The sequence below is a fragment of the Trinickia sp. Y13 genome (assembly GCF_029522115.1).
GTDB lineage: Bacteria > Pseudomonadota > Gammaproteobacteria > Burkholderiales > Burkholderiaceae > Trinickia.
Genome location: NZ_JAKWFK010000007.1, coordinates 72,484 through 88,542, shown reverse-complemented (window position 1 = coordinate 88,542; position 16,059 = coordinate 72,484). Strand labels below are relative to the sequence as shown.

Genomic DNA, 16,059 nt, shown 5'->3' with positions numbered 1-16,059 from the left:
CGGTCATAGGCTGGACAAGAGCGCGTCGAGCGCTTCATTCATCCGACGAATAGAATCCTCGGCCATCAGCATGACGAGGTGCGCGCGAAACGTCTGGTCTTCGAGCGCGAAATTCACCTCGAGCAGCAACGCCGTCTTCCACGCGAGCACGTCCGATTGAAAGACATCGTCGAGCGAGATTTTTTCGCCGAGCAAACCAGGCGCCGAAAAGATCGGCGTGCGGTCGAGCTGATTGAGGATGCACGAGACGCACGCTCCCGTCAGCACGTTCGCCACGTCGAACATCAGCTCGGTTTGGCTCACCGAATCGTAGGCGGAATTGACGTACGGATCGTTCACGAGCGCGCACAGTTGGCCCACGCCGCTGCTGCGGCAGATGACGAGCGCCTCGCCCTTGAGGTCGGAGCGAAACCCTTGCCGCACCGCCGTGACGCTCTCCTCGATGCCGGTCATTTCTCGCAGCGTCCGGGCAGCGTCTTCGGCGCGCACGACGCGAACGCGAGGCACCGACAACTCGATGAAAGTGTCTAGCAGACGCGCGAGGCGCGTGGCCGCCTGCCCCATCGCCAGGTTGGCGATTTCCTGCAAGGCGTCGCGCTGCTCTTCGGTGAACACGTTCTCACGCATACAACCCGTACTCCATGAGGATGGGCAATATCGCCTCGGGCGTCACGGGCTTGGCGACGAAGGCGGCCGCACCCAGCGCCCGCACGCGTTCTTGAGCGAGCGGCTGCACATCGGCGGATACGACGATCACGAACGTGTTCAGGTCTTCATGCTGCAATGCTTCGAGGACTTGATAGCCGGTCATGTCCGGCATCGTCAGGTCCAGAAACATCACCGAGGCCTTTCCCGCGCGATACAGCGCGAGCGCCTCGCGCCCGTTCGATGCGTATGCGATGTCGACGTCCCAGTCGGCCGGCAAGGCTTTGGTCAGGACCTTACGGGCAAGCAGGGAATCATCGGCGATCACAATCGGCAAAGGCATGGCAAGCGTGACGGAAACGAAAACGGTCTATATCGCGTTAACGGCGGCTCGGCACCCTTCTTTAGCGGGAAACGGAGCGTGTCGACGGGCGGCGCGCGAAAACGATCGCAATTGCGCTATCGCCGGGGCGAAAACGCGGCGCGCGAGAGCGGCGGAAGCTGTGCTTCGGCGTGCGCCCGTTACATTGAGCGCATCATGTTCATAAAAATGAAGCGAAATTCTCGGAGCAAACCGGCGGAAAATCAACTCTCCAATTTCAGAATCGATCAGGCAAGCCTATCCATTTCTCCCGTATGAAGAAATAAAGCAGACGCTTCTGGCAGAATGTGCGGTAATTTTTCTTTTGTGTACGTTTGCGCTTCCGATTTTGTCGCTGTTTTAGGGCGAACGTTCGGACTTCGCCGTGCATCGAGGGAGCGAGAAAAAGCTCGCACGGGAACAAGTCGCTTATGATGATTGGAAAGGTACCCGCTCGCCAATTGGACACGCCAAGAACATGACCCGCCAACGGCCCGCTGATTCGACGACGAACGCCCTGCCTGACGAATGGCAAGACGGCTCGCCCGTGCCGGCCATGCCCGTACCGGACTTCTCCGCCCGGCGCGTGACGTTGATCGTGCTGCTTGCCGCGGCGATCGTCTTGCCGTGCGTGTATGCCGCAGCCATCGCTTACTCGGATTTCCGCGCCCGCGTCGCGTCGGCGACCGACGCGACGGTTAGAACGGTCCGCATCGCCGAAGAACACGCGCTAAAGGTATTCGATCTGAACGAAACGCTCGATGCGCGCGTCGACGATCTCGTACGCGGGCTCGATAACGAGGCGATTCGCGCGCGCGAAGCCGAGATCCACAACAAGCTGCAAAAGATCGGCGGCGGCTATCCGCAAGTGGCTTCGGTGTCGATCTTCGGCCCGGAAGGCGCTTTGCTCGCAAACAGCCGCTACTATCCGGCGCCGCACGCCTCGATCGCCACGCGCGACGACTTCGTCGGTATTCGCGGCGGACGCATACTCGAGCATGTGTCGAAGGTCATGGTCTGGCATGCGGGCAGCGGCGACGCCGTCTTCAATACGGGCATCGCTCGGCGCGGCGCCGGCGGTTCGTTCGCGGGGCTCGTCTCGGTTGCGCTGCGCCGTTCGTATTTCGAATCGTTTTACCACGAACTGCTCGGCAACGAGCGCGGCGCCATGTCGATGACGCTTGCACGCAGCGACGGCGCGGTGCTCGCCGCGTATCCGCCGCGCCCCGAATCGGCCGTGGTCGCTCCGCAATTGGCTGCGGCGCTCGCCGCCAACAACCGCTCCGGGGTGCTGCGCGTTGCGGCCGAAGGTGGCAAGCGCGATCCGCACGGCGGCCACATTCTCGCTTATCGGCAGGTCGGGTCCTATCCCGTCTATGTCTCGTGCGCTTATAGCGAAGCGGCCATTTGGGCGGCCTGGTCCAACAGAGCCTTGATTTCGGCAACGTCCATCTTCGTGCCGTCTATCGTGCTCTGGTTCGTGCTTGCTCTATCGCTCAAGCGTCTCGCTGCCGAAAAGCAAGCATGGGAACGGTGGCAAGCGGAAGCGTCGATGCGGCGCTCCATCGAATCGGCGTATCGGCAGTCGCGCAAAATGGAGGCGCTCGGCAATCTGGTGGGCACGGTCGCGCACGACTTCAACAATCTTCTGACGATTGTCGCAACGAATGTCCAAATCGCGCGCCGACGCGACGCCGCGGGTCTCGACCGCGAACTGAGCGCCATCGAGCGCGCGTTGAAAAGCGGGCAGTCGCTGACGCGCCAATTGCTCGGCGTCGCGCGCAAACAGCCGCTGCGCAATGAAGTCATCGACTTGTCGCGCTGGATGGCGGCCAGTTCCGAATTGCTGCGCGCCTCGCTCGGCGCCAAGGCGTCGCTCGTCGTCGACATCGGCCGCGACATCTGGCCGATCGAAGTCGACAGCGCGGAACTCGAGCTCGCCCTCATCAATGTCGCGGTCAACGCACGCGATGCGATGCCCAACGGCGGGCGATTCACCGTGCGCGCCACCAACGTGAGGCTCGAACGTGAAGGCGGTTTCGCGCTCACGGGCGAGTTCGTGCAAGTTTCGCTGGAAGACACGGGCGCGGGCATGGCGCCCGATGTCCTCGCTCATGCGTTCGAACCGCTCTTCACGACCAAGCCCAAGGGGATGGGCACGGGCCTCGGCCTGCCGCAGGTATTCGCGTTCTGTGACCGCTCGGGCGGTCTGGCCACGATCGACAGCACCTTGGGCGTCGGCACGTCGGTGCGGCTTTATTTGCCGCGCGCCGTCAATGCGCCTACGGCCGCGGCTTCGGTCGCCCAGCGGACGGCCTACGCCGAGCCACCCGGCGCCATGCACGTCCTGCTAGTCGAAGACAACGACGAAGTGGCCGCCGGCACCGAGGCGCTGTTGCGGATGATGGGGCACCGCGTGACCTGCGCGTTCAATGCGGACGCCGCCTTGCGGCTCATCGGGGACAGCGAAGCCAGGGCAGACGACCCGTTCGAAGTACTCATCTCCGACATCCACATGCCCGGCGCCCACAACGGCATCGACCTCGCCGAAGCGGCGCAAGCGCTGGCCGCGCCGATTCCCGTCATTCTCATCACAGGCTACGCACAGGAGCTCGAGCGTGCGAGGAATGTCGACGTGCGCGTGCTGTCCAAACCTTTCGATATCGCGTTGCTGGAATCGATGCTTCAGACCATTGCGCGCGAGCGCGAGCCTCGCGCCCATGCGCACGGCAAGGCGACTTGAGAGGGCGGCGCGAGTTTTGCGTGTTCATCGGGCACCCAGCCTCGAGGAGGTCATCATGCAGCACACCGTTATCGCGTTTTTCGATACCTATCCCCAGGCCGAAGCCGCTCGCGATGCGCTCGTTGCGGCCGGCGTCGCGCATGAGGACGTGATGCTCAAGGCCCGATGCGAGCCGACTTATGCAAGCGATGCGACCTCGGCCGTCGATACCGCGCCTACCGCGAACGAGGGCTTGCTCGCCAGCATCGAGCGCTTTTTCGAATCGCTGTTCGTCTCCGCGCCGACCGAGTACAAGAGCGCGCAGTACGCTGAGGCGGTTCGGCGAGGCGCCGTGATGGTCTGCGTCGATGCGCCGACCGATGCGCTCGCGCAGCTCTCCCGTGCAACGCTCGAAGCCATGGGGCCGCTCGACATCGAGGAACGCGCGGCGACCTGGCACGCGCCGGCCGACGACGCCACACGTTCGCATTCACCGCTCGAAGAACTCGGCTTGCGCTCTAGCGTGCCCTCTGCGGCAATGCGCCCGAGCGCGGTTCAAAGCTATCCGCGAACTGCCGCAGGCGAGCCCGCTGTCGGCTCCGTGCCGGCAGCAGGCGCTGCGCAACAGCCGGCCACCGAAGCAAGCGCGACTGCCGTCGCAGCCGGCTCCGCCCCCGGCATGGGCGCTGTATTCGCGTCAGGGCGCGGCGAACCGCCGGCGCCGCCTGTCGCGCCCGAGGCGTCGACACCGCGGCCTCCCGCCGTCCCCGACGAATACTTGCAGGACGCCGAAAGCTACGGCGGCGACGAGTCCAAGCCTGACGGAACGTGAGCGGTCACTTCGGCGAAGCGTGTCGCTTCACCCATGCTTCGAAGCGCTGCACGAACGTCGTCAGGAACTTGCGCGTGTCCTCGCTGGCGATACCGCCATTGGCGTCGAAGAACGAATCGGTGTGCTTGAGGAAGATCTCGGGCTGGCCGAGCGTAGGTACATCGAGATAGGCGAGGACGTTGCGCAAATGCTGCTGCGATAGCGCCGTGCCGGTCGCGCCTAGCGAAATTCCGCAAACCGCGGCCGGCTTATCCTTCCACGAATTGGTCCCCCAGGGCCGCGAACCCCAGTCGAGCGCATTCTTCAGCACGCCCGGCATCGAGCGATTGTATTCGGGCGTGACGAACAGCAAACCGTTCGCCGCTTCCACTCGCTTTTTCAGTTCCTTCGCGACGTCGGGAAAGTTGGCGTCGTAGTCTTGGCTATAGAGCGGCAACGACCCGATGTCGAGGAACGAGAACTCGAAATCGCCGCTCGCCAGCTTGGTCAGCGCGTGCGCGAGCTGCTTGTTGAACGATTCCCGCCGCAGACTGCCGACCACCACTTCGATTTTGTAAGCCATGGCGCTACTCCCATGATTGAGGACGAGAATGCCGAAGCCGGAAGGTTCGGCCCGACTACCCATCATAGCCATCGATGCTTCGCTTCGCCGGCCCGTTTTTCCGGCAACCCACTAAACGCGCCGCTGGCTGGGCCTCTCGCCCCGCCTTTCCACAACCTTTTCCACAGAATCTGTGGATAAGTCGTCAATATCCCGCCGCGCTTACGAATCGACACATCCATGACGATTGCATGACGCCCTGGAAGGCCATCCGTCAGCGAGCGAAACATCTTTGCGTTGCGTTGCATCCGTTCGCTTGCACTGCGCGTATTGAAGGCAGCAAGGGTCGTGCGACGCGAGACGGCAAGGGCGGTCAGTCAGGCAATCGAAAGATTCCGGCTTCTCGTCCCGTCCAGCGGACAACGGCTCAAGCTATCGAGGCCTAGCAAGAGGCCATCGCATTTCTCACTTCAATTCAAGTCAGGAGCAGCAAATGAACAAGCAATGGATCGCCGCCGCCGCTTTCACCGCAGCCCTCGGTGCAACGCTTACGACGCCGGTGTTCGCGGCCGACATGGAAAAGTGCTATGGCATCGCGCACGCAGGCCAAAACGACTGCAAGGGCAATAACCACTCGTGCGCAGGCCAAGCGACGAAGGATATGGATAAAGGCGAATTCAAGGCTGTCGCCAAGGGCACGTGCGGCCAACTCGGCGGCACGCTCCAGCCCGCGATGTAAAGCAGCGGTATGTCGGCGACGGCGCGCCGTCGCCGCCCCCTCTGGCGGCTTGCGCACGCGAGCGCGTTGGGACCTTAGGAGCAAACACGATGAATACGCGAGCATTGACGGGCGCAGGGCTCGGGTTGCGTGCGCCTCATGCCGCCGGCGTGCTCGCGCACCATCCGCGCGTCGGCTGGTGGGAAGCGCATAGCGAAAACTATTTCGGCGGCGGCGAGCCCGTCGCAGCGCTTTCGCGCGTGCGGGAGCACTATCCGGTGAGCCTGCATGGTGTGGGGCTCGGACTCGGAAGTTTGGAAGCGCCCGCGCCGAATCATCTAAAACAATTGCGGGCGCTCGTCGCGCGCATCGAACCTGCGCTCGTCTCCGAGCACCTTTCTTGGAATCGAGCAGGCGGCCGTTATTTCAACGACTTGCTGCCGGTGCCCCGCGTGGAAGGCGCAATCGAGGTCATCGCCGAACACATCGACGCCGTTCAAAACGCCCTTGGCCGGCCGCTCCTGATCGAGAACGTGTCGGCCTATGTCGCTTTCGACGACGAGCTGTGCACGGAGGCCGATATGCTCGCACAGCTCGTCGCACGCACAGGCTGCGGCGTCTTGCTCGACGTGAACAACCTGTACGTCAATGCGCTGAATCTCGGCATCGATCCGCTCGAGGAAGTGGCGAGATTGCCGAGGGACTGCGTCGGCGAGATTCACGTGGCCGGATTCGAGTGGTTGGATGCGATCGCGATCGACTCGCACGGCGCCCCGGTTTGCGACGCCGCATGGTCGCTGCTCGACGCCGCACTCGATCGCTTCGGCCCTACGCCAGTGCTGCTCGAGCGAGACACCAACTTGCCGCCATTGGACGCGCTGCTCGTGGAATACGGGCGATTGGAACAACGCGTGGCGGCAGCCGATACGCGCCTGCGCTCGGCCCGAGGCGCGATGCACGAGGCGGCGCCATGTTGAGCCGGTCCTGTTATGCCGCGCGGCTCGGCGCTTTCGCTGCATCGCTCGGTAGCGACGATGTCCCACTCACCGGGGTGACCTCGGCCACGCAAGAGCGCTTGAGCGTTTATCGAAACAATGTGCGACTCAATCGCATCGCCGCCCTCACCGATGCATTCGTCAACGTCGTTCAGCTCGTCGGTGAGGACTACTTCCATGCGCTTGCACGCGCCTATGTCGATCGCACGCCGGCCGCGAGCGCCAACCTTCACGAGGACGGCGCCGAGCTTGCTGCCTTCATTCGCAACTTCGAGCCGGCAGCCGAGATGCCCTACTTGGGAGATGTTGCCGACGTGGATTGGCGGCTGCATCGAGCCTACTTCGCCGACGACGCCGATGCGGTCGATGGCGCGAGACTCGCCGAACTCGGTCCCGAGCGATTTGCCGCGGCCTCACTTCGGCTCATGCCATCGGTCGCACTGGCGCGCTCGAACCTTTGGCCAATCGCCGACATTTTGCGGATGCATGACGGCGGCCCCCCCGCACGGTTGGACGCGGGAGGCCAGTCCATTTTGATTTGGAGAGAAGCGTTCTCCGTGCATTGGCAAGCGCTGGGGATGGCAGAGGCGCAAGCCGTCGCCGCGCTGATGGCTGGCGCCTCCATTGAAGCGGCACTCGCCGATACAGGCGCCGACGCGAATTCGTTGCTTGCGCAACTATTTGGTCGTCGGCTCGTTCACGCTATCGAGGTACCTCATCATGAAACGCATATCTAGCTTGTTTCATCGTCTCGATGACATTGCAGTCGCACTACAACCGTTATTTGCGCTAGCGATTCGCCTTTATTTATTTCGCGTATTTTTCCTGTCGGGCTTAACGAAATTGCGCAGTTGGGATAGCACGCTCTATTTGTTCTCCAACGAATATCACGTGCCCGTGTTGCCGCCCGCGGTAGCGGCCGTGATGGGCGCCGGGGGCGAATTGATCTTCCCGGTGTTGCTGTTGGTTGGATTGCAGCCCCGCTTTGCGGCTGCTGGGCTTTTTATCGTCAATCTCGTCGCGGTGCTGTCTTACCCAGGCTTGGAACCCGTCATGATCAAAGACCACATTCTGTGGGCAGTCTTGATCGCTTATCTGTTCTTCCACGGAGCCGGGCGCTGGTCGCTTCAAGCCTTTCTTCGTCGAGGAAAGGTCATGGGCGGCGTGCAGCAACACCGCGCGTGAAGGCAATTTTCGAAAACTGGCCATACTGTGGACCCATGGCCCTTGGCGGGTTCGGGCCGCCTTGATGTTCGCTGCGGTTTCTCCTGGCTCGAAGGCTGAAAACGTCATTTGGCTCGTGGCGAGGCGATGCAACATCTCTCCTTGCCACGAGCCCATTCAATTCAAAAAGGACGACGGCGTCACTCGAAGAGAGCGGCGACATTCTCCGGCGGGCGGGCGATAACGGCTCGGTCATTGCGGACAACGATAGGACGCTGCAGCAGGATCGGATTGGCTGCAATCGCTGCGTACAGTTGATCGTCGGTCAGCGAAGGATCATCGAGGCCCAGTTGCTGATACGGCGCCTCGTTGTCGCGAATCATGTCTCTGACTGCTCCGCCCAGCATTCCGTGCAGCGCCTTGAGCGCTTCCACCGATGGCGGCTCTTTCAGATACTCGACAACGGTCAACGGCTCGGCAGTTTGGTCGAGCCGTTCCTTGACGAGTTCACACGCGCCACGCGATTTGGAACAACGGGGATTATGGTAGATAGTGATCATGATCGGTTCGCTTGTTCGCTGAGAGGCGGTTATTTTACGGGCGCGGGCCAGACCATGGTCATCGGCTTGCGCAAGCCGCGGCATCGGCGTTTGTTTTCGCGAAACGGTGGCAGGAAGAGGTAGGTATCGGGGAGAAGGCCGCAGATGCGCTCCCGGTTTCTTAACGCCTGGTCGCATGCTGAAGGGGCTTGCGCAGCGACGAGGACGACCGCATGGCGCAGTCGATCGTTGCTCGTTTGGCTCGGCCAGCCGGGGGACCTTTGTTACACCCGATTCTAGGCATTCGCATGTACGTTCAGTGCCAGCCGCCCCGGCGAACCGCAACGGCTCGCTGCAGTTTATGCGCATAAACCGGTGGGCAGCCGGGCAGCGGTAGCCGAGATCGACCCTCGTCCAAAAGGCCGAATCGCCGTCTGGCCCTCGACTGGCGGGTAGTCGCGCGGACTACCACGTTAGGCGCACATCGACCGGGCCGACGCACGGTTGAACGAGTTGCTCCGAAGTGGTACCGCATGGGAGCTAAGTTACCGGGCAGCTGGCTACACCGAGCGCTTTCGGCGTGAGCTGCAACTGTCCACACTCGCCATTCGCAGCGCGGGCAACGCTTTCTCAGATTTACTCGCGCGAGGAGACTCCGTGCCACGGTACGCCGCGCTACTCCTTCCTGTATTTGCGAGCAGGTCCTCGATACCGCAACCATGGATTCCACAATCTACTGATCGCCGGCCGCCAGGCGAGGAGGAAATGCTGCGAGAGATGCTGGACGGAGCACCTCGCCGAATGTCGTGTCTCTCGGCGCACGTGTTCTCCCAAATCGATAATCCGTTCCGTCCAGCATCCCAAGATCGGCAAACACCGCGGCTTCATTGCAGGGCCACTTTTGCAACCCAGTGACGAACCGGAGGATTCCGGCGCGCCAATCTCCACCCACTTTATGCGCATAAACATTGTCCGAATGGCTAAATCGTGGCGAGATAACGACGAAAACATTGAAATTCAAAATTTACAAGGTAGAATTCGTCGATCTGTTAAGGAGCTAAAAAATTGGCAGCCGAAATCGTCGCGGTAACTCAACAGAAGGGCGGGGTGGGCAAAAGCACCATCGCGATGCATCTGGGTGCGGCTTTCCATGAAAAAGGAAAACGCGTCCTCGTGGTCGACGCCGATGGGCAGAACACCTTGGTCCACTGGGCGAGCGCCTCGGCAGACGGCGATTCAGGTATTCCTTTTCCGGTCGTCAACCTCTCCGAAGCCGGCGGCCAGATTCACCGTGAGATCAAAAAGTTCATCGGTGACTACGACGTGATCGTGGTCGACTGTCCACCTTCGATTACCGAAAAAGTGTCGGGCGTTGTCCTCTTGGCGGCCTCCGTCGCCGTGATTCCTACGTCGTCATCTCCCGCCGACTATTGGTCGAGCGTTGGCTTGGTGAAACTCGTTCAACAGGCCCAAGTGATGAACGAGGACCTTCGTGCGGTCTTCCTACTGAACAAGACCGAAGAGAAGCGCATGCTGACTCGCGAACTCAAACGTGCACTCGAGGACCTTGGGTTTCCGCTTCTCAAAACACAGATTCCGACGCGAGAAGCGTACAAGCAGGCAATGGCTCTCGGTCAAACGGTACTGCAAATGAATGACCGCGGTGCAAAGCTCGCCGCGGCCGAGATTCGAGCGTGCGCGGCGGAAATCGCCTCGATGCTCCCCTGACTTTATGCGCATAAAGGACCCTCAATGAAACCCTCCCAGTTGGCAAAAGGCTTCCAGGCGCGCCCCGATACCACGAGCAGCGAGAAGCGCACGGCCCTCGATCGGCTCAACGCGATAGACGACATCGTGCAAGGCGACGCGAAGGCATCGGTCAAGACCACGCCGGCGCGGGGTGAGGCGGTTCTTCATTCCGTCACGTCGTCGACCGACTCGCACCATGCAAATGAATCGAACGACTATCGCGTATGGCGTCTGTCAAATAATTACAACCCCGGGCAGGTGATCGAACTCGATTTGCGGGCTATCAAGCCCAGCCCGTTCAATCCACGCCATTTTTATCTAAAGGCGTCGATCGCAGAACTGGCTGTCAACCTCGCAAAGCAGGGCCAGCAGCAAGCCATCCACGTCATTCCCGATTACGGTAATCCGGGGTCGTACTTTGTCAGCGATGGCGGCCGGCGCGTACGCGCCTTGAAGGAAGCGAACAAGGAGACCGTCAAAGCGGTCGTGGTCGATCTTCCCGTCGGAATTGAAAGCTATAAGCTCGGTTACGACCTTAACGTTCAACGTGATTCCCAGACCGTGTTTGACAACGCGATCGTCTGGCGGCGATTCCTCGACGAAAAGCACTTCCAAAGTCAGAAAGAATTGGCCGAGCACTTGGGGCTCGACGAATCGACGGTGGCCGTGGCGCTATCGCTCGCCAAGCTTCCGGAATCGATCATGCAGGAAATGGTCGCGCGCCCCGATCGCTTTGGCTCCAACATGGCATATCAGGTGGGCCGCTATTTCTCGGCTCGCGGGGTCGATGCCACGCTACGCTTGATCAACCGCATCGTTGCTGACGATTTGAGCACACGGCAGGTGGCCGATATCGTGAAGGGGCGCGCGAATTCGCAGGACGACGTCAAGCCGGCCACGCGCCAACGCTACGCGCAGCGAATGGAGATCAAACTGGAAGGCGTGGCCGTGGGGGATCTCAAATCCTACGGCGACGACCGGCTCGAATTGCGACTGCGCGGTTTGTCCCGTGATAAGCGCGACGAGATTCTGCGGCGCATCGAACAAATACTGCAATCGAGCTGAGCCTCTGGGAGCGCACGCCAGCGCCCCCATGTGACGAGGCCCGCCGGCATGTGCATCTCGCCACCCGCATCACCGTCAAGCTGGCGCAACGCGGAGCACGCCTGAGCAAGCCCGCGTTGCCACTCATTTGAAAGATATCGAAGGCACGGCGCAAGCGGCGGCAAGCGCCGTCATCATCGCGCCGCCGCAACGCAGATACTTCAGTATGGAAATCGAGGCGCCGAGCGACGACAAGCGTCGCTCCAGCGTGGAGAACCGAGGATCGCGTTCTCGGGCAAAGCCCCTCTCAGGCCGCCCGCGAATGGCTCAACGTGAAGGCGAGCAAATCCCCATCGGTGGGTTCGCCCCAGGTTTTACGTGCCAGCCAGTCGAAGAAAGCCGTCTCGCCGAGCTTGGAACTCAGGCCGCGACGACGCCAATCCTCTCGTAGGTGAGAACCCAACTGCGGCAGCATATCCTCTTCGAACGATTGCCTGGCGAGCTCCTGTTCCGACTCACCTTGCTCTTCGTAGAGCGAACGCGCCTCTTTCCGCCGGTACGCGGCATATTCGTCCAGCAGCCGTGCTTTGAGCTCGTCGGCCGGCACGGTGCCCGATAGCCCCTTGACGGTCCCGCTAGGCGGCTGCTCTACCAAGTCCACGGGCGGGGCATAACCTTTCTTGAGCGCGTCCTTGAAGAGGGCGGGCGCGCTGCGAACGGGTGGCAGCGAGGCGCTGCGCATGCGCTGCTCCGTCATTTGCAACGCAGCGCGGATGCGGTTCTCCTCGCTATCGGCGTAAAGGCCCTGTGCCTCCTTCAGCGGAATTCCGATCTTGACCATCCGGTCGATCAGCGTGCTGTCGAATACGTTCGGATGCTCGTCCAACGCGAGCATCGGCTGTTTGCGCTCGGTCACGCGGAATTGAATTTCCGCGACGCGCCGGCCTTCGCGGTGCTCGATGAGTTCCACGAAGATGTTGGTCACGGCGTTCACTTCCGCGATGGCAGGCCGCAGATAATCACGCTTGAAATATTTGTATTCGCGCTTCGCCTCGTCGCCCGCCTCGGTGTCCGGCGTGCCGGAGAGGATGGGCCGCCACCACGCCCACGACTCGCGCATCGTCAGATGACTGGGATTGGTCAGATAACGCACGCAGATCTCATACAACGCCAGCCCCGCGCTGCTGCGCAGTTGACTCTGAAACTGCAAGCTCAGTCGCGCATACTGCACGGGGTCGAGCAGCTTTTTCTTGATCTTCGGCGCAAACGAGAACTCGACCCAGACCCGCCGCGTAGCGGGGTCTTCCAGAATTTCGGCATCGGCGATCAGCGTCGAAATGCCCCATTTGCGGCCAGGCTTTTGGCTCGAAGTGCCTTGGCTCCACTCGACTTGCACAGACACCATCCGCCGCAGGTGCTCTTTCACCAGGGCGGTATCGTTGGAATCGAACGCCGAATTGGCGACGATGTCCGACAGCAAGGCGCGGTAGGTGTCGCCGGACTCGTCCGCCTGCTGCGCAACGGCCAGCAACACGTTGAACAACTTTCGTGTAAGGAGCGTGATCTTGCCGCTCTTGGGCTGAATGGCGATCGCTTCGACGGCCTTTCGCAATTCAGCGGAGCTTGGACTCACCACATCGGTTTTCTTCGCGCGCTTCGTTGCCATGCATCGGTCGTGAAGGAAATTTTCCGACAGGATACAGAGTGCGGTGATGGGCGTCTACAACCACACTCTCACCCTTGCCGGTGAAACGCGGTTCTCGACGGCGACTCACCTCGCTGCGCTCCCGTAAGGCCTCACCAATGATCAAACCCGGCGCGCGCTTCGTTTCTTTGCCGGATCTGCGTCCACGCGAATCGCGCTCTTTTGCGCCTCGCCGAGTAGGGGCAGCGATGCCTCCTGTATCGGCTCACCGTGCCAAATGTCGCAATTTCGCTACGTGGATTCGACCGATAACCAAAGACCATCGGCCCCTCGCTGCATAGCGCGTACGGACTGTTCGAACGACGCGCCATTCACGCGAATGGGTTGGTTCGTCGGGCCATGAACCCGCCACGAGAGCAGGGCCTGCGTACCGGGAGTGCTCGCAAGCCGAAGAGTATCCAAGGGAGGCATCGCGCCACGGATCCCGAATAAGCTCACCTTGCAGCTAGACGGAAGGCCGAGTGCTTGCCGATTCCACCGCTTGCCCGGCACCGCGGAGCGGCAATCAAGTCCCGAAAATTCTCACCTAAGGGGCCAACGGGCCGTGCAAACCGGGCAACTCATCGGCCGCCCGCTGCTCCCGCAAAACCTCACCTGAACCGAATCGGAAAGATATTTCCTAAGCAGATCCGATACTTAGCGTCGCCATGGGTCGCCCTGCATGAAGCGCGCCCAGGTCCCGTAAGGCCTCACCTTATCCACGGCTGTGCATTCCCCGGCGCGCTCACGTGCGAATCCTCCCCGCCCCCCGCAAACACTCACCTTTGGCAGATCCAAATGGTTCCGGAGCGCTCTCACCATGCAGTTCCAGCGCATGTCTCGCGGGAAGTGGCGACTAACTTCACTCGGAGCCGGATTTCGACGGAATATCGCAATCCCGAAAAACCTCACCACCGCGAGAGGCGAAACCGCGATTTCACTGAAGCGAGATGTGGCGACTGCCGCTCCCGCAAAACCTCACCTCAATGCAATTTCGAGCGCAGCCGCGGGCGGGGGCTCGCGACAATCGCCGCACGCGCCCGTGGCCAGGTCCCGAGAAAGCTCACCTTTGGTCTGCACATGTGTCAAAAAGGCCGGGTTTTCCCGGAAAGACTCACTTATCGAGCGCGATTTGTCCCGCAGCCTCTCACCCACTCCTTGTCAGCGGCGCAAATGACGATGAATCTTGCCGTTTTAACAGGACCCGAAAAGTCTCACCTTCGCTCGATTGGGTGAGTGGCATCCCTCGCCACCCCATCTAGCTCACGGGCCTGACGTCTCCCGCAAAACCTCACTGCACCGATTCCACGCAAGACGGCATCCCCCTGAATCCCCTCACATTGCTTCCTGCTCCGGCTCACTCTCCTCCCCGAACCTCATCACGGATAGCTCCCGTCCCGGCTCACCTCCTCTCCCGTAAAGCTTCACTGAACCGCCCTGAAAGCCTTTGCTGGTAAGGGTTTGCCGTGGCGTTAACGTTTTTAACAAGGGTTCAAGGGTGTTTACTTCAATGACTCTCAAGACAATGCTGTGCGCCTAGAGACATACGGCGCTCTAAAAACGGTTCCGTCCCGTGAAACACGGCGTGATCAAGGCTACGACCGACAATTCACAGTAAAATCAATAGCTTCTACTAGATTCCTCGCTTTGTTTCACGGAACACCCCTACAGGGAAACTCTCCGTGGCATAGCTAAGACACTTTTCCAACCCGATGCAAGCACACATATCTGACGCGCTCAAAATCGTACTTTTTGATACGTGTTCCGTTATTATTGCTACATTTCAGATCATTGCGAGCTGGCTATGAACATCGACGAGGAACGCAACGCCATCCGGCAAGAGCTCGAATCGTTGCGGACAAGCGGCGCCCATCGTCGCGAATTGTCGCTGCATGCCTGCAAGCGCTTGTTTTTTGATCTTGGCATCAGGCCCTCGAGCGCCGCTGTCCGCGAACTGACCCAAACCGGCAGCGCCAGCGACATCCCAAAAGATATCGATCATTTCTGGGAACGCATCCGCGATGCGTCGCGCGTGCGTATCGGTGGCGGCGCGATTCCGCCATCGTTGGAAGAAAAAGCGGGCGAATTGCTGGGGGCATTGTACGAAAACGCTGTGTCGGCAGCCGGACAAAGATTCGACGAGGAGCGCCGCCACGCGTCGGAAGCCCTCGATCGAACCACCAGCGCGCTGCGAGAAGCCCAGATTCGTCAAGAAACCGCGCACGATGCCTGGCAACGCGCTGAGACGCGCGCCGAGGTTGCGCTCACTCGTGTGCGCGAACTGGAAGCGCAGATCGGCGCGTCCGCAGCACTGCGCGTGAGCGAGGACGATGTCTTACGCGCAACGGTCGCGCGGCTCGAAATGGAAAAGTCGCGGCTCGAGCAGCGTCTGGAGACCGAACAGGCAACGAACGCCTCGTTGCACGAACGCATCGAGGCCCTTCATCAAGAGCTGCGTGTTAGCACCGAGCATTACGCCAACCAAATCAAGGACGCAATCGCGGAAGCCGAACGCCGCGTCAAGCCGATGCTCGTCGAACTCGATTCCCTGCGCAGCATGGCCAGCACCTATCAAGCCGGCATTCGCGACGCAAGCCGCAAAGAGTTCGACTTCATTCAGCAATTGAGCGCCGCCAAAAGCCGCGGCGACCGGCTCGAAGCGCAAACGCGCGAGCAATCCGACGAAATCGATGCGCTAACGCGAGAGCTGGCGGCAGCTCGAGAACGAGGCGCACTTTCCCCCGAGGTGACCGGCCTCATCCGCTCGTGGGCACAGGCGGGGCGATTTGCGGACGCCGACTTCGCTTCGCTCGGCACTGCATTGGATGCGCATATCGAACTCCCGTCTCATTGCCCCAAATGCGCCGACGGCGAACCCGAACTGGCGCGAGACGGCGATGGATACGAGCTGTCGTGCCCGGAATGCGAGCACTCCTCTGGAGCGAAGCGGTCGCGCCTAGAAGCCGTGACCCACTTTATGCACCCGCAGCGCACCGGTTCGCCAGCTTAAGCGGTGGCTTTTTCAACGAAGCATCGCTGCATTCGCCTCATGGTGAGGAAATTCG

Annotated in this window: 14 protein-coding genes; 9 read left to right on the top strand and 5 right to left on the bottom strand. The window is 61.1% G+C overall.

Annotation, left to right across the window (positions count from 1 at the left end; genetic code table 11):
• Nucleotides 1–3: 3 nt before the first annotated feature.
• Nucleotides 4–627, bottom strand: coding sequence for a chemotaxis protein CheC (locus MMB74_RS14485; RefSeq protein WP_277429340.1), 624 nt, complete (start codon nucleotides 625–627; stop codon nucleotides 4–6).
• A complete protein-coding gene (locus MMB74_RS14480; RefSeq protein WP_277429339.1) occupies nucleotides 620–988 on the bottom strand; it encodes a response regulator in 369 nt (122 codons plus the stop codon). Before MMB74_RS14480 ends, MMB74_RS14485 begins: the two co-directional genes overlap by 8 nt.
• 496 nt (nucleotides 989–1,484) lie before the next feature.
• On the opposite strand from MMB74_RS14480, the gene MMB74_RS14475 reads away from it, so the two are divergent.
• Nucleotides 1,485–3,749: a hybrid sensor histidine kinase/response regulator gene (locus MMB74_RS14475; RefSeq protein WP_277429338.1), complete on the top strand. Its 2,265-nt coding sequence runs from the start codon at nucleotides 1,485–1,487 to the stop codon at nucleotides 3,747–3,749.
• Nucleotides 3,750–3,804: 55 nt separating this feature from the next.
• Entirely contained in the window at nucleotides 3,805–4,560 is a 756-nt protein-coding gene (locus tag MMB74_RS14470) for a hypothetical protein (RefSeq protein WP_277429337.1), read from the top strand.
• A 4-nt stretch (nucleotides 4,561–4,564) separates the two neighbouring features.
• Here MMB74_RS14470 and MMB74_RS14465 read toward each other — a convergent pair whose 3' ends face one another.
• Nucleotides 4,565–5,122: an NADPH-dependent FMN reductase gene (locus tag MMB74_RS14465; RefSeq protein ID WP_277429336.1), complete on the bottom strand. Its 558-nt coding sequence runs from the start codon at nucleotides 5,120–5,122 to the stop codon at nucleotides 4,565–4,567.
• Nucleotides 5,123–5,594: 472 nt separating this feature from the next.
• Between MMB74_RS14465 and MMB74_RS14460 the strand changes: the two genes are divergently transcribed.
• The 4 genes from MMB74_RS14460 (at nucleotide 5,595) to MMB74_RS14445 (ending at nucleotide 7,999) form a co-directional block, all read left to right on the top strand.
• Complete coding sequence (locus MMB74_RS14460; protein WP_277429335.1) at nucleotides 5,595–5,840, top strand: DUF2282 domain-containing protein; 246 nt, start codon at nucleotides 5,595–5,597, stop codon at nucleotides 5,838–5,840.
• A gap of 89 nt (nucleotides 5,841–5,929) precedes the next feature.
• Entirely contained in the window at nucleotides 5,930–6,796 is an 867-nt protein-coding gene (locus MMB74_RS14455; RefSeq protein ID WP_277429334.1) for a DUF692 domain-containing protein, read from the top strand.
• A complete protein-coding gene (locus MMB74_RS14450; RefSeq protein ID WP_277429333.1) occupies nucleotides 6,790–7,551 on the top strand; it encodes a DNA-binding domain-containing protein in 762 nt (253 codons plus the stop codon). Before MMB74_RS14455 ends, MMB74_RS14450 begins: the two co-directional genes overlap by 7 nt.
• Nucleotides 7,535–7,999, top strand: a complete 465-nt coding sequence (locus tag MMB74_RS14445) for a DoxX family protein (protein WP_277429332.1) — start codon at nucleotides 7,535–7,537, stop codon at nucleotides 7,997–7,999. Before MMB74_RS14450 ends, MMB74_RS14445 begins: the two co-directional genes overlap by 17 nt.
• 179 nt (nucleotides 8,000–8,178) lie before the next feature.
• On the opposite strand, the gene arsC is transcribed toward MMB74_RS14445, so the two are convergent.
• Nucleotides 8,179–8,538, bottom strand: coding sequence for an arsenate reductase (glutaredoxin) (gene arsC, locus MMB74_RS14440; RefSeq protein WP_277429331.1), 360 nt, complete (start codon nucleotides 8,536–8,538; stop codon nucleotides 8,179–8,181).
• Nucleotides 8,539–9,582: 1,044 nt separating this feature from the next.
• On the opposite strand from arsC, the gene parA reads away from it, so the two are divergent.
• Entirely contained in the window at nucleotides 9,583–10,245 is a 663-nt protein-coding gene (gene parA, locus MMB74_RS14435; RefSeq protein WP_277429330.1) for a ParA family partition ATPase, read from the top strand.
• 24 nt (nucleotides 10,246–10,269) lie between these two features.
• The gene (locus MMB74_RS14430) at nucleotides 10,270–11,331 is read left to right on the top strand and encodes a ParB/RepB/Spo0J family partition protein (protein WP_277429329.1); all 1,062 of its coding nucleotides are present in this window, start codon (nucleotides 10,270–10,272) and stop codon (nucleotides 11,329–11,331) included.
• Between the two features lie 286 nt (nucleotides 11,332–11,617).
• On the opposite strand, the gene MMB74_RS14425 is transcribed toward MMB74_RS14430, so the two are convergent.
• On the bottom strand, nucleotides 11,618–12,976 hold the full coding sequence (locus tag MMB74_RS14425; RefSeq protein ID WP_277429328.1) for a replication initiation protein: 1,359 nt from the start codon (nucleotides 12,974–12,976) through the stop codon (nucleotides 11,618–11,620).
• Nucleotides 12,977–14,798: 1,822 nt separating this feature from the next.
• On the opposite strand from MMB74_RS14425, the gene MMB74_RS14420 reads away from it, so the two are divergent.
• Nucleotides 14,799–16,004, top strand: coding sequence for a DNA-binding protein (locus MMB74_RS14420; RefSeq protein WP_277429327.1), 1,206 nt, complete (start codon nucleotides 14,799–14,801; stop codon nucleotides 16,002–16,004).
• Nucleotides 16,005–16,059 lie beyond the last annotated feature (55 nt).